At 74.6% G+C, this 13,246-nt stretch carries 11 protein-coding genes and 1 pseudogene; 7 read left to right on the top strand and 5 right to left on the bottom strand.

The window, feature by feature from the left end; all coding sequences use genetic code 11:
• Positions 1-28 precede the first annotated feature (28 nt).
• Both ureG and ACZ6EM_RS04420 read left to right on the top strand, forming a co-directional pair.
• Positions 29-649 carry an urease accessory protein UreG gene (gene ureG, locus ACZ6EM_RS04415; RefSeq protein ID WP_387689683.1) on the top strand — a complete coding sequence of 207 codons (621 nt, stop codon included), beginning with the start codon at positions 29-31 and terminating at the stop codon, positions 647-649.
• Complete coding sequence (locus ACZ6EM_RS04420; protein ID WP_465771646.1) at positions 646-1,683, top strand: urease accessory protein UreD; 1,038 nt, start codon at positions 646-648, stop codon at positions 1,681-1,683. The genes ureG and ACZ6EM_RS04420 overlap by 4 nt, the downstream gene beginning before the upstream one ends.
• Positions 1,684-1,860: 177 nt before the next feature.
• On the opposite strand, the gene ACZ6EM_RS04425 is transcribed toward ACZ6EM_RS04420, so the two are convergent.
• The gene (locus tag ACZ6EM_RS04425; RefSeq protein ID WP_401045387.1) at positions 1,861-2,343 is read right to left on the bottom strand and encodes a MarR family winged helix-turn-helix transcriptional regulator; all 483 of its coding nucleotides are present in this window, start codon (positions 2,341-2,343) and stop codon (positions 1,861-1,863) included.
• A 74-nt stretch (positions 2,344-2,417) separates the two neighbouring features.
• Between ACZ6EM_RS04425 and ACZ6EM_RS04430 the strand changes: the two genes are divergently transcribed.
• Positions 2,418-3,296, top strand: a complete 879-nt coding sequence (locus tag ACZ6EM_RS04430) for an NmrA family NAD(P)-binding protein (protein WP_465771647.1) — start codon at positions 2,418-2,420, stop codon at positions 3,294-3,296.
• A 6-nt stretch (positions 3,297-3,302) separates the two neighbouring features.
• Here the strand turns inward: ACZ6EM_RS04430 and ACZ6EM_RS04435 are convergent, their stop codons facing one another.
• From ACZ6EM_RS04435 to ACZ6EM_RS04445, 3 genes are read right to left on the bottom strand one after another with little or no spacing between them, the layout of a single operon-like run.
• Positions 3,303-6,458, bottom strand: a complete 3,156-nt coding sequence (locus ACZ6EM_RS04435; protein ID WP_465771648.1) for a HEAT repeat domain-containing protein — start codon at positions 6,456-6,458, stop codon at positions 3,303-3,305.
• Between the two features lie 10 nt (positions 6,459-6,468).
• Positions 6,469-6,906: a protein-tyrosine phosphatase family protein gene (locus ACZ6EM_RS04440; protein WP_465771650.1), complete on the bottom strand. Its 438-nt coding sequence runs from the start codon at positions 6,904-6,906 to the stop codon at positions 6,469-6,471.
• A gap of 27 nt (positions 6,907-6,933) precedes the next feature.
• Entirely contained in the window at positions 6,934-8,304 is a 1,371-nt protein-coding gene (locus ACZ6EM_RS04445) for a helix-turn-helix transcriptional regulator (protein WP_452180453.1), read from the bottom strand.
• 314 nt (positions 8,305-8,618) lie between these two features.
• Here ACZ6EM_RS04445 and ACZ6EM_RS04450 point away from each other — a divergent pair, with 314 nt between their 5' ends.
• The 3 genes from ACZ6EM_RS04450 to ACZ6EM_RS04460 all read left to right on the top strand — a co-directional run bounded on the left by ACZ6EM_RS04450 (position 8,619) and on the right by ACZ6EM_RS04460 (position 11,604).
• On the top strand, positions 8,619-9,551 hold the full coding sequence (locus ACZ6EM_RS04450; RefSeq protein WP_401045376.1) for an NADP-dependent oxidoreductase: 933 nt from the start codon (positions 8,619-8,621) through the stop codon (positions 9,549-9,551).
• 228 nt (positions 9,552-9,779) lie between these two features.
• Positions 9,780-10,511 carry an MIP family channel protein gene (locus ACZ6EM_RS04455; RefSeq protein WP_380537783.1) on the top strand — a complete coding sequence of 244 codons (732 nt, stop codon included), beginning with the start codon at positions 9,780-9,782 and terminating at the stop codon, positions 10,509-10,511.
• 304 nt (positions 10,512-10,815) lie between these two features.
• Positions 10,816-11,604: an SDR family NAD(P)-dependent oxidoreductase gene (locus tag ACZ6EM_RS04460; RefSeq protein WP_380348448.1), complete on the top strand. Its 789-nt coding sequence runs from the start codon at positions 10,816-10,818 to the stop codon at positions 11,602-11,604.
• Here the strand turns inward: ACZ6EM_RS04460 and ACZ6EM_RS04465 are convergent.
• Complete coding sequence (locus ACZ6EM_RS04465; RefSeq protein ID WP_452177727.1) at positions 11,558-12,520, bottom strand: imine reductase family protein; 963 nt, start codon at positions 12,518-12,520, stop codon at positions 11,558-11,560. The two genes, ACZ6EM_RS04460 and ACZ6EM_RS04465, sit on opposite strands and share 47 nt — an antisense overlap.
• A 104-nt stretch (positions 12,521-12,624) precedes the next feature.
• Here ACZ6EM_RS04465 and ACZ6EM_RS04470 point away from each other — a divergent pair.
• Positions 12,625-12,999, top strand: a pseudogene (locus tag ACZ6EM_RS04470) (MerR family transcriptional regulator); the annotation flags it as partial.
• Positions 13,000-13,246: the final 247 nt, after the last annotated feature.

The following is a 13,246-nucleotide window of genomic DNA, read 5'->3' on the forward strand; positions in this document are numbered from 1 at the left end:
ACCAGAACTAACAATCCAAGGAGGAGAGTTGACCGAGAACGTGCTCCGCGTGGGCATCGGCGGGCCGGTGGGCTCCGGCAAGACGGCGCTGATCGAGGCGCTCGTCCCGGTGCTGATCGCCCGCGGCCACCGCCCGGCGGTCATCACCAACGACATCTACACCCAGGAGGACGCCCAGCACGTGCGGCGCACCCTGGCCGGGCTGCTGGACCCGGAGCGGGTGGTCGGCGTGGAGACCGGCGCCTGCCCGCACACGGCCGTCCGGGACGACCCGACGATGAACCTCGCGGCCGGCGCCGAGATGCTGGAGCGCTTCCCGGACGTCGACACCCTGCTGTTCGAGTCCGGCGGCGACAACCTCACCCTGACCTTCAGCCCGGTGCTGGTGGACCTCTTCCTCTTCGTCCTCGACACCGCCGAGGGCGAGAAGATGCCCCGCAAGCGCGGCCCGGGCATCACCGAGTCGGACCTGCTGGTCATCAACAAGATCGACATCGCCCAGTACGTCCGCGCCGACCTCGGGGTGATGGAGTCCGACGCCCACCGGGTGCGCGAGGGCGGGCCGGTGGTGCTCACCAACTGCCTGACGGGGGAGGGGCTGGAGGAGATCGCGGCCTTCCTGGAGACCTTCCGCAAGGTCCCGGCGTGACAGCCTCGTCGGCTGCCCGGGCCGTTCAGGCCGTTCGGGCCGTTCAGGTCGGTGCGGTCGGTGCGGCTGCTCCGGCCGCGAAGCCGCCCCGGCTCGACCCTCGGCACTACGAGCCGGCCCGCGTCCCGTACGAGGTCCGGCGCCACGCCGGGACGCCCGACACCCTCGCGGTCGGGCGTCCCGGCAAGGTCGGGCTGCTGGAGCTGGCCTTCGAGCAGGTCGGCGGGCGCACCGAACTCACCGGCCACTACCAGAAGTCGCCGTTGCAGATCATGCGCCCGCTGTACTTCGACCCGGCCCGCCCCGACCTCGCCGTCACCTTCCTGATGTCCACCGGCGGCGGCATCCTCCAGGCCGACCGGCTCCGCACCGACCTGCGCTGCGGCGCCGACACGGCGGTCCACCTGACCACCCAGGCGGCCACCAAGGTCTACCGGATGGAGTACGACTACGCGACGCAGCTGGTCCACCTGGCGGCGGGCCCGCGGGCCTACGTCGAGTACCTGCCCGAGCCGGTGATCCCCTTCGTCGACTCGCGCCTCTACCAGCGGACCGTCCTCACCGTCGACCCGGACGCGACGGTGCTGGCCGGTGAGACCGTCCTGGCCGGACGGCTCGCCCGGGGCGAGCGCAACGCCTACCGGGTGTTCGCGTCCGACCTCGAAGTGCGGCGTCCGGACGGCGAGTTGGTGGCACTGGACACCGTGCGGCTGGAGCCCTCGCCGACCGGGGGCGGCGGGGTCGCCGGGCCGGCGGTGCTGGCCGGGCACGACGTGATGTCCAGCCTGTACGTCCTCAGCCCGCTCGCCCCGGCGGGCCGGATCGCGGACGCCCTGCACGAGGCCGTGGCCGACTGCGGTCAGGGTCGCGGTGAGTTGTTGTACGGGGTCAGTGTGCTGCCGCAGGACAGCGGCGCCTGGCTTCGGCTGCTCGGCTCCGACACCCGGGCCGTCGCGGCCGCCCTGCGCGCGGCCTGGGACGGGGTGCGGCAACTGCTGATCGGGGTGCCGGCGCCGCAGCTGCGGAAGACGTAGCACCGCTCGACGGCGGCACCGCCGGCGGCAACCCGGTCTCGCCGGCCGCCGCCGGTGGGACCGCCCACCGCGCCGGCCGCGCCGACGTACTCGCCCTCGGTTCCCTGCCGTCGCCGGCGTCGTCCTGACCCGGCGGGGGACCCGCCCGGCCTGCCCGGGGGATTCGTCCGAGCGGGCTCAGGGCCCGTCCGAGCCGCCCGGATCCATCGCCGCGAGCCGGGCGATCTGCCGGTGGCTCAGCTCGACCGTGCGGTTCATGTGCCGTAGCAGGAAGTCGAGTTCGACCTCGGTGTCCTCGGCGAAGGCGGCCACCCAGTCGGTGGACAGCTCGCGCCACACCGCCCCGTAGCGCTCCAGCGCCTCGGGGCGGACCGCGACCAGCACCCGCCGCCGGTCCGCCTCGTCGCGCTGCCGGGTGACCAGCCCGGCCTTCTCCAGCCGGTCGACCAGCCGGGTGGCCGAGCCGCTGGTGAGCCCGGTGAGGTCGGCGATCCGGCCGGTGGTGACCGGCCCGTCCTCCAGGGTGAGCAGGTTGAGGCACTGGACGTCGGTCGGGTGCATGCCCAGGTGGTCGGCGACGGCCTGGTTGAACAGCACGTACGAGGCCAGGTAGCGGCGCGAGACCGGCCACAGTCGGGCCATCAGCTCGTCGCGGGACATCGTCATGGGGGAAGGGTAACCGGCCGCCCGATAATTGTTTGCGTCACGCAGAGATGACTCTCTATGTTGCCTGCATGACGCAGATAATCGAGTCCACGCCTCCCGTCGCCGTCACCGGAGCCACCGGCGCCCAGGGCGGCGCCACCGCCCGCGCCCTGCTGCGCGCCGGCCGCCCCGTCCGCGCCCTCACCCGCGAGCCCGGCTCACCCGCCGCCGCCGAACTCGCCGCCCTCGGCGCCGACGTGGTCCGCGCCGACTTCGACGACCCGGCCTCCCTCGCCGCCGCCCTCGACGGCGCCGGCGCCCTGTTCGCCATGTCCACCCCGTTCGGGACCGACCTCGACACCGAAATCCGCCAGGGCATCACCCTCCTGGACGCCGCCCGGGCCGCCACCACCGTCCGGCACGTCGTCCTCACCTCCGCCACCAACGCCGACCGCTCCACCGGCATCCCCCACTTCGACAGCAAGCACCGCATCGAGCAGCACCTGGCCGGCCTCGGCCTGCCCTGGACCGTCCTCGGCCCGGCCGCCTTCATGGACAACTACGCCAACGACTGGACCCTGAAGTCCCTCCGCGACGGCGTCTTCCACCTCCCCATGCCGCCCGGCGTCCCGCTGCCCGTGATCGCCGCCGACACCATCGGCGCCTTCGCCGCCCACGTCCTCGCCCGGCCCGACACCTACGCGGGCCGCCGCATCGACATCGCCTCCCAGTGGCGAACCGGCGAGCAGATCGCCGCCGCCATCAGCGCCGCCAGCGGTCGCGCCGTCCGCTGCGAGGAGGTGCCCCTCGCCGTCGTGGCCGGCCACTCCGCGGACCTCGCCGCGATGTTCCGCTACTTCCAGGATCCCGGTCTCGACGTCGACATCCCCGCCCTGCACGCCGAACACCCCACCATCGACTGGCAGTCCGTGGAAGCGTGGGCGGCAGCCCGCACCTGGGACCTGTGACGAGGCTCAGGAGGAGCCGGTGAGGTGCGCGACGGCCCCGAGCCCGGCCTCGGCCGCCTCGCGGACCTCGGGATCGGGGTCGTTCGCCAGGGCGGACCGGAGGGCCATGGCGGTCTCCGGGCTGTCCGGCCACTGCCAGGCGAGCATGGTCAGCGCCTGGCCGCGGATCTCCGGGCTGGGGTCGTCGGCAGCTCGGGCCCGGAGGAGGCCCTCGGCCGCGTCGAAGGCGACCAGCGCGTAGCAGCTGAGCGCCGTGCCACGGACCGTGGGATCCGGGTCCTCCGTCGCACGACGGCGAAGGAACCCGATCGTGTCGTCGCGGGCTCCGTAACGTGTGGTCAGGAGACCCAGCACCAGTTCCCGGGCGGGACCGAACTCGGCCGCGGTGGCCGTCCGGATCATCCGTTCGAAGGTGTCGGGTGTCTCCCTGGCCACGGCGGTGACCGCCCTGAGCGCGGGGATCCGGATGATGTTGTCCGTGCTGCGGGTCGCGAGGTTCCGCAGGAGGGCGATGACCTCGGGGCGCTTGGGCCAACGCCGTACGAGATCGCTGGTCGCCACCGCGCGGATGAGGACGGAGGGGTCGTTGGCCGCACGGTCGAGAAGCAGCGTGAGGGTCCCGTCGGCCGTGGGCCATGTTCGGACGAGACTTTCCAGTGCGACCCCACGGATGATCTCGTCGTCGTCACCGACCGCGAGTTCCGTCATCCGGGCGGGGCCGTCGGAACGCTTCGGCCAGTGGTTCGTCAGCAGGTCCAGCACGCGGTCGCGACTCACCGGGGCGGGCCCGTCGTCCGCGCGGACCTGGGACATCCGTCGGACGTCCGGATGGTCCGGCCACTGCAGACCGAGCCGGCGTACGGCGGTCGCCCGGGTCTCCGGGGAGGGGTCCGCGGTGGCGCGGTCCAGCAGGAGCGGCAGGACGTCGCGATGGGTCGGCCAGTGGCGGGCCAGGAGGATCAGACAGGCTCCGCGTGAGCCGTCGTCGGGTTCCGAGACCGCGCGCCGGAGGGCCAAGGGGAGTACGCCGTGATGACCGGGCCACCGTCTCGCCAGTTCGGTCATGGCCTTGGTGCGCACCTCCGCCAGCGGGGAGCGCTCCGCGAGCTCCAGCAACGCCGGCGCGACAGCGGGATGGTGGCTCCAGCGGTGAGCCAACGCCGTGGTCGCGGCGCCGCGGATGTCCGGCCGGCCGAACGTGGCCAGGGCGAGAGAGACGCCCACGGTGGCGTGGAGCGCGACGGCCAGTCTCGCCGTCGACACGTGCGCCGCGGCGAACTGCCCTCGGAGCCGGAACCAGCGAAGGAAGCGGTCACGCCCGTTCCAGGCCGGTGCCGCGGCCAAGGTGGCCAGCGCGGTGGTCAGCGGATCGATGAGGCTGATGAGTCCGTGTGATTCCAGCGCGTCGGTGACGGCGTCGATCGCCCGGTCGCTCTGTGCGTGCAGCCGCCCGATCTTCCGCACTTCGGCCAGCGACTCGAAGGCCAGGACCATCGAGTCCTCGTCCCCCCGGTCCAACAGGTGGTCGACCACCCTCCCCGCATCCGGCTCGCTCAGCTGGTTGACCACCAGCAGCAGCACTTCGTGCCAGACCGAGTCGTCCGCCCTCCGGGCGAAGACCTCCTCGATCAGCTCCCCCGGGGTCCACTCCCGTCCCACCGTGTACCGCTGGAAGATGTCCGCCGCCGCGAGGTACTCCAGGAACGCCCGGTGGACGAAGCCGTACACCTCGCAGCCGTACCGGGCGAGGATGAAGTTGCGCTCCCGCAGCTGGTCACGCAGGGCGCGGGCGGCGGCGAGGCACTGGTGGCGCGGGAGACCGAACTGGGTGAAGTAGTCGTGGAACACCGCCTCCAACTCCTCGGCGTGGATGTGGTTTCCGGCGACACCTCCGGCACCCTCCTGCATGCGACGTGCCAGCAGGCGCAGCAGTTCCAGGCGCTCGCGGTCGTCCAGCAGGTCGAGGGCCTCGGCGGCGCCGGGCTTCAGCGGGACGCTCAGGTGCTTGGTGTCGCGGTCCCAGTGGGCGACCAGGACGCGTACCGCGTGCTCGTAGACGCCCTGGCGGTCCCGGGGCAGGGCCTGGCGGCGGCCGATGATGGCGAGGATGGTCAACAGCAGCGGGTTGCCCGCGAGTTCGCGGATGGGCCGGGAGGCGTCCACGGCGCCGGTGATGCGGTCGACCAGCCGGCCAGCCAGCTCGGCGTCCGTCGGGCAGGCGATGGCGTACCAGCGGCGGGCGAAGTCGGCGACGCGGTCCGGGTCGAGGTCCTGGAGCATGACGTGGGTGAACCCGGCGCCGCCGAGCGGGGCCCGCTGGTAGCCGATCACCCGCGAGGTCACGACCACCCGGGTTCGCTCGTAGCGGGCGGCGAAGGCGGCGACGCGTTCGGCGGTGGCGGCTCGCACGCCCGGGTCGAACAGTTCGTCCAGGCCGTCGAAGACGACCACGGCCTCTCCCCGGGTGAGGAGTCGGCGCAGCTCGGGGCCCGGGAGGGACATCCCGGCGACGGCGTGGCGGTGGTCGAGGAAGTCCTCGAAGGTGCGTTCGCGCCACTGCCCATCGGCGTACTGGCGCAGCTCGACCACCAGCGGAACCAGTCCGTCGAGCGGGGCGAGCGGGCCGTCGGCGTCCTGCACCAGGGTGAGGGCTACGTACCGGGCGAGCGTGGACTTTCCGGAGCCCGGGTCGCCGAGCAGGACCACCCGTGCGCCGCGCGGCCCGGCGAGGACGGACAGCACGTCCTCCGTCGGCCGGCTGAGGTACTCGGCCCGCAACCGCTCCAGGGTGGACTGCCCGAGGACGTCCGGCAGCGACTCCTCCGTGAACTCGCCGTTCGTGAGCAGGCGTTGGACCAGTTCGCGGGGCAGCTCGACCGGCGGTGGATCCTCCCGCACCTGCGGGGTGACGAACACCTCCCGCAGCTCGACCGCCGGGTGCTCGCCCTGCTCGGAGAGCGGGGTGAGCACCTCCAGGTCGAGCCGGCCGTACGTCTCCCGCACCCGCCGGGCGTACGCGGTGCGGGCGGCGGCCATGGACTTGGCGGTGACCTCGGGCACGGAGGTCTTGACCAGGTTGATCGTTCCGGCCTGGTACACGTCGCCGTTGACCGTGCCGCCGTTGATGCCGTTCGCCGTCGAGATCTCTGATTCGCTCCCCACCCGGCCCAGGCTAGGCCCTGTCCAGCCGCTCCACGAACTTGCGCTGCCACGGCGTTTCGACGGCGTGCCGGCTGTAGTGCTCCCGCACGTACGGCACGGCCTCGGCGGCCGGGACGCCGTCCAGGACGGCGATGCAGGCGAGGGCGGTGCCCGTGCGTCCTCGCCCGCCGGCGCAGGCGAGTTCGACGCGTTCGGTGGCGGCGCGCTCCCAGGCCTCGCGGAAGGCGTCGGCGGCGTCCGCGCGGTCGGCGGGGAGGCGGAAGTCGGGCCAGCGCACCCAGCGGCTCGGCCAGTCGACGTGCGGCGGGCGGCCCAACAGGTAGAGGCCGAAGTCCGGTCGGGGGCCGGGCGGCAGGGGGCGGCTGAGGCCGCGGCCGCGCAGGAGGCGACCGGAGGGCAGGCGCAGGATGCCGGGGACGGCCGGGTCCCAGGTGGTGGGGTCGGTCACGAGGGTCTTCTTTCGGGGGGAGGGAGTTCAGGACGCCGCGTGCAGCCCGACCGGCCCGCGCGGCAGTCCGGCGCGGTGGGCCAGGGCGGCGGCCTCGCCGCGCGAGGACACGTCGAGCTTGGCGAGGATGTTGGCGACGTGGAACTTCACCGTCGACTCGCTGATCCGCAGCGTCGCCGCGATGTCCCGGTTGCGGCGGCCGCGCGCCAACTGGTCGAGGACCTCCCGTTCGCGCGGCTGGAGGCCGTCCAGCGGGTCGGTGACGAGGGCGGGTTCGGGCAGGGCCAGCGGGAGGTCGACGGTCACCGTGGTGCCCCAGCCGGGGACCGCCTCGACGCCGTGGTGTCCGCCGAGGGCGGTGATGCGGTCGGCGGTGCGGTGGACGGTGAGGGCGTCGGCGGTCAGGGCGCCGAGGCCGTCGCCGCGCACCACGGCGCGCAGCAGGCCGTCGGCCGTGAGCTGCCAGCTGACGTGCAGCCGGGTCGGCTTCTCCTGTTCCAGCATCAGCAGCACGGCCACCCGCACGGCGTCGCGGGCGGTGTGCGCGGCGTCCGCCGGGATGGAGCGGCCGGCCTCCGCCGGGGGCGCGGCGTCGAGGTGGACCCGGGTGTGGCGCAGCAGTGGGCGCAGTTCGCGCACCAGGCGGGCGAAGGCGGCGTCGGCGGGCTGCTCGCTGAGCGTGCGGTCGAGTTCGGCGCCCTGGCGCAGGTCGAGCAGGGCGGTGACGGCCAGCTCGGTGGCGGTGCGGCGGGCCGTGGCGTCGTCCAGGCCGGGTGCGCGCAGCGGCGCCAGGATCGCGGTGAGCGCGGCGCTGTGGGTGCCGGTGAACTCGGCGATGGCGCGGGCCCGGGCGTTGGCGGAGGCACGGGAGGCGGCCGTCTGGGTGGGGGCGGCGTCGGTGGCGCGGTGGTCGGAGTGGGCGACCACCAGTTCCCACAGCTGTTGCAGGACGGCGAGTGCCCCGGGTGCGACGGGTCCGGTGCCCGCCCGGACGAGGACCAGCGCGGCGCCGCTGTCGTCGGCCGGCGTGGTGGCCACGACCACCACCGGCCGGGTCCGTCCGGCGAGTTCGGCCTCGCCCTGCCAGGGCCGGCCGGCCGAGGTGGTCGCGGCCGCGCGTTCGGCCAGCCGGGACAGGTCCCGCGTACTGATGGCCGCGGTGAGCTCGGGCGGGCCGTAGCCGTGCGTGGGGTTGAACGTGCAGACGCCGCTGAGCTGCGCGAGCGCGGTGTGCGGGACGAGGGTGTCGAGCACCTCGGACAGGCGGGGGAGGATGTCCGGCCGGGGAGCGCGCAGCACCTCGACGGCCCGGGCCAGCGCGTCCTCGGGGCGGCCCCAGTGCCGCCGCCAGGGCTCGTCCGTGCCGGCGGTGTCCGCCGCGCCGTTCATGTCGTCCATGCGGTCCAGCCTAGTTCGGGTGCCGCCGTCGTGGCCTGGCCGTTCGGACAGGTCGAACCGTCCGAAGGGGCCGGGCGGGCCCGCGCCGTTCCGGGCACAGGATGGAAGTCGTCGGAAGCGACCGGCTCCACAGGCCGGCTCCACAGGCCGGCTCCACCGACCGGCTCCACAGGCCGGCTCCACAGGCCGGCTCCACCGACCGGCTCCACAGGCCGGCTCCGCCGACGACTCCGTCGGCGAAGCCGCCGGCAACGCCACCGACTGGCTCCGTCGGCGAAGCCGTCGGCAACTCCACTGAAACCCAAGGACCTTCCATGACCAAGGCGATCGCCTTCTCCGAGTTCGGCGGCGCGGACGTGCTGCGCCCGATCGACATCGAGCTGCCCGCGCCCGGGCCCGGCCAGGTGCGGGTCGCGGTCCGCGCCGTGGGCGTCAACCCGGTGGACCGCAGGCTGCGCACCGGCGAGCTGGCCGGGCTCTTCCCGGTCGTCTTCCCCTATGTGCCCGGTGTCGAGGTGTCCGGCGTGGTCGAGGCCGTCGGCGCCGGGGTGAGCGGCTTCGCGCCCGGCGACGAGGTGTTCGGCAGCATGATGGGCGGCGCGTACGCGGAGCACGCGCTGGTGGACGCGGCGGTGCTGGCCCACAAGCCCGCGGGGCTGGGCTGGGAGGAGGCCGCCGCGATCCCGACGGCGGCCGAGACCTCCGAGCGGGTCCTCGACCTGCTGGGCGTGCGGTCGGGCGAGACGCTGCTGGTGCACGGCGCGGCCGGCGGGGTCGGCACCGTGCTGCTCCAGTTCGCCCGGGCGCGCGGGATCACCGTGGTCGGCACCGCGAGCGAGGCGAACCACGACCACCTGCGCGAGCTCGGCGCGATCCCGGTGGCGTACGGCGAGGGCCTGGCCGAGCGGGTGCGGGCCGCCGCGCCGGGCGGGGTGGACCGGGCGCTGGACGCGGCCGGGCGGGGCGGGGTGCTGCCGCTGTCGATCGAGCTGACGGGCAGCGCGGACCGGGTGCTGACGATCGCCGACGTCGTGGGGGCGCAGGAGCACGGCGTCCGGTTCAACGGCGGCGTCGAGGGCGTGGAGTCCCACCACCGGCGCGCGTTCGCGGCCGCGCTCGCCCTGCACGAGGCGGGCACCCTGCGGCTGCCGCTGCACCGGGTGTTCCCGCTGGCGGAGGCGGCCGAGGCGCAGCGGGTCAGCGAGGCCGGGCACCTGCGCGGAAAGATCGTGCTGACGGTCCGGTAGCCGTTCATCGCCCGTCCTGTACCCGTCTGCCCGTTTTACCTCCGTTTTGCATTGAGCTCGCCATTTTCGTACGGTTTCATCCGTTCGGAGTAATTCGGCAGGCGGACGCGCCGTGAACACGGCGCTGAGCCGTCCGGCCGACATGCGGTCCCCCGAACGGTCGACCAGGGTTGGCCGGACGTGGGCGGCACCGGACCGCCTGCCCTGACGGTCAGGAGGACCAGGCGCATGGGCGGAACGGACAGGCGGGCGGTGATCGGCGAGTTCGTCGGGACCCTGCTGCTGGTGTTGCTGGCGGTGGGTGCGGCGGTGCTCGCGGGGGAGGCGATCGGTCCGGTGGGCATCGCGTTCGCCTTCGGCTTCGTGCTGCTGGCGCTCGCGTACGCGCTCGGCCCGATCTCCGGCTGCCACGTCAACCCGGCGGTGACGCTCGGTTTCCTGCTGGCGCGCCGGATCGACGGCCGCACGGCGGTGTCGTACTGGGTGGCGCAGGTGCTCGGCGGCATCGCGGGCGCGGCGCTTGTCCTGCTGCTGGCGAAGCAGATACCGGGGCTGGAGACCCACGGCAAGCTCGGCACCAACGGCTGGGGCGACCGCTCCCAGGTGCACATCAACGCCGGCGGCGCGTTCCTGACCGAGGTCGTCCTCACCTTCCTGCTGGTCTACGTCGTCCTGGCGGTCACCCACCGGCTGGCCGCGGTCGGCTTCGACGGGCTGCCGATCGGCGTCGCGCTGGTGGTCGTCCACCTGGTCGGCATCCCGCTCACCGGCACCTCGGTCAACCCGGCGCGCAGCCTCGGCCCGGCGCTGTTCGCGGGCGGCGGGGCGCTGTCGCAGCTGTGGCTGTTCCTGCTCGCTCCGCTGGTCGGCGGCGCGCTGGCGGCGGGCGTGCACCTGCTGACCCACCCGCAGCCCAACCTGCCGGTGGCGCAGGCCCTGGCCACCGACGCGCGGGTGTAGGTCCCGCAGTCGAGCCGGCTTGGCGGCCGGGACCGTACCGACGGTCCCGGCCGCCGCCGTTCCGGTTCTCCGCCGGCCTCGTCCTCGTGCTCCCTCCGTGTCGCTCTGGGGCCTCTTCGCGGTCCTTTCGCGGTCCCTTCATGCTCCCTTCGCGCCGCTTCGCGTCGTCCTGTGGCCGCTCCGGGGCCGTTCCGGGGCCGCTCTGGGGCCGCTCTGGGACCGCTTTTGCGCCGCCGACCGTCCGGATCCGGCGTACCGGCCGAAGAGCCCCGGCGCCCGCCCGTCGGCTGGGTAGAGTCCCGCCATGGTGACTGTGAACGCGGAGAGCCCGGCGGGCGGGCGGCTGGCCGGCCGCTCCTGTGTGGTGACGGGTGCGGCCAACGGCATCGGGAGGGCGGTCGCCGAACGCTTCGCCCGGGAGGGCGCGTCGGTGGTCGCCACCGATGTGGACGCGGCCGGGCTGGACCGGCTGGCCGAACGATTCCCCGGCGCCGTCAGCACGGTGGTCGGCGACGTGGCCCGGGACGAGGACGCCCGCCGGATGGTGGCCGCCGCCGTCGAGCGGCACGGGCGACTGGACGTCCTGGTGGCCAACGCCGGGATCATCCCCCTGATGGAGATCACCGAGGCCACCGCCGAGGACTGGGACCACGTGATGGCGGTGGATGGTCGCGGCATGTTCCTCACCTGCAAGTACGCGATCGAGGCGATGACCGCCCAGGACCGGCCCGGCGGCTCGATCGTCTGCCTGTCCTCCATCTCCGGCGAGGCCGGTCAGCGCGGCCAGGCGGTGTACGGGCCCGCCAAGTTCGTCGCCTCCGGCCTCACCAAACACCTCGCCGTGGAATGGGCCGACCGCGGCATCCGGGTCAACGCCGTCGCCCCCGGCACCATCACCACCGCGCGCGTCGCCCGGCTGTACGACGAGCCCGGTGGCCCGGAGTACCTCGCGGCGATCGAGAAGCGGCACCCGATGGGGCGGCTCGGGGACCCGGCCGAGGTCGCGGCGGCCGTCCTCTTCCTCGCCTCCGACGACGCGTCCTTCGTCACCGGGGTCGTGCTGCCGGTGGACGGCGGGTACCTGGCGCAGTAGGGCCGCCGCCGGGCGCCCGGCTCCCGGCGAGCAGCTCGACCAGGACGGACACTCCGTCCGCCCCGTGCCCGGCGCCGACCGCCGTCCGGGTGAGGGCGAGCGCCGCGTCCAGCACGGACGTGTCCAGGCCACGCGCCCGGGCGGTGTGCGCGACGTGCGCCAGACCGGCCTCGGCGGAGGCGAGACTGCTGCGGTCGCCCGGATGCCTGCGCTCGTCCGCGCGCTGCGCGTAGCCGTCGATCAGCGGCGGCAGCAGGCGCGGCAGGCCATGGGCGTACGGGGCGAGTTCGGCTCCGCCGATGCCCTCGGCGCGGGCCAGCGCCAGGGCGTGCAGGTAGCCGTGCACGGTGGTCCAGAACAGGTCGAGCAGGGCGGCGTCGAAGGCGCTCGCCCGCCCCGGGTCCGCGCCCACGTGGCGTACGGTGCCGCCCAGCGCCCGCAGTGCGGCCTCGTGGGCGGCGAAGGCCTCGGCGTCGCCGCTCAGCAGGACGGTGCCCTCCGGGCGGCCGACGGTCGGGGTGGGGGTGAGGACCGCGGCGTCCAGGAGGCGGAAGCCCCGGGCCTCGGCGTCGGCGGCGTTCGCCCGCGCGTCGTCCGGGGAGACCGAGGTGGCGTTGACGACGGTCCGGCCGCGCAGCGCCGTTCCGGCCGCCTCCAGCACGCTCCGGGCGGCCGGCTGGTCGCGGACGCAGAGCAGCGCGAGCGGGGCGTCCGCCACCGCCTCGGCGGCGCTCGCGGCCGACCGCGCGCCGAGGGCGAGCGGCTCGGCGTCCCGGCCCGGCGTGCGGTTCCACACGGTGACCGGATGTCCGGCGGCCCGCAGCGCCCCGGCGAGCGCCCGGCCCATCGGGCCCAGTCCCAGCACGGCAACGGCGGGTCGGGCAGGGGTGGTTGAGGAAGATCGTTCGTTCGTCACGGCGGCTACGCTAGAGCTTCACGCCGACGGCAGAGTCAAGGCGCAGAGGCACGGTGGAACGTCGCGGCGGACGGCGCGGACGCTCCGCCGAGGAGGTGTCCGCGATGCGGATCGGAGAACTCGCCCGGCGCGCCGGCGTCACCCCGCGCGCCCTGCGCTACTACGAGGAACAGGGGCTGCTCACCCCCGAGCGCCGCCCCAGCGGCTACCGCGAGTACGACGAGCGGGACGTGGACACCGTCCGGGGCATCCGCACCCTCCTCGCGGCCGGGCTCAACAGCACCGCGATCGCCGAGATCCTCCACGGCCTGCCGCTTCCCGGGCAGCGACCGCCCGGCCCGACCTGCCCCGAGTTGCTCGCCGGCCTGGCCCGGGAGCGCGCCAGGATCACCCGGCAGATGGACGAACTCGACCGGGCCCGGGGCCTGTTGGACGCCATCATGGGTGCTCGGGCGCCGGGCGAGGCGATCCGGTCCGGCCGGATCGGGGCGGCGGAGCGGACGCCGGGCGCGGATGCTTCCCCCTCGGATGCGACCGCCGCGGGCGCGTCCCCCTCGGATGCGACCGCCGCGGGCGCGTCCCCCGCGGGTGCGACCGCCGCGGGTGCGACCGCCGCGGGCGCGTCCCCCGCGGGTGCGTCCCCCGCGGGTGCGTCCCCCGCGGGCGCTGCCGCCGCCGGGGACCGTCGCCCGCGGTCGGCGGCACGGAAACTCGATGGCGCGCGCT

This window comes from Kitasatospora sp. NPDC041917, from assembly GCF_055589745.1.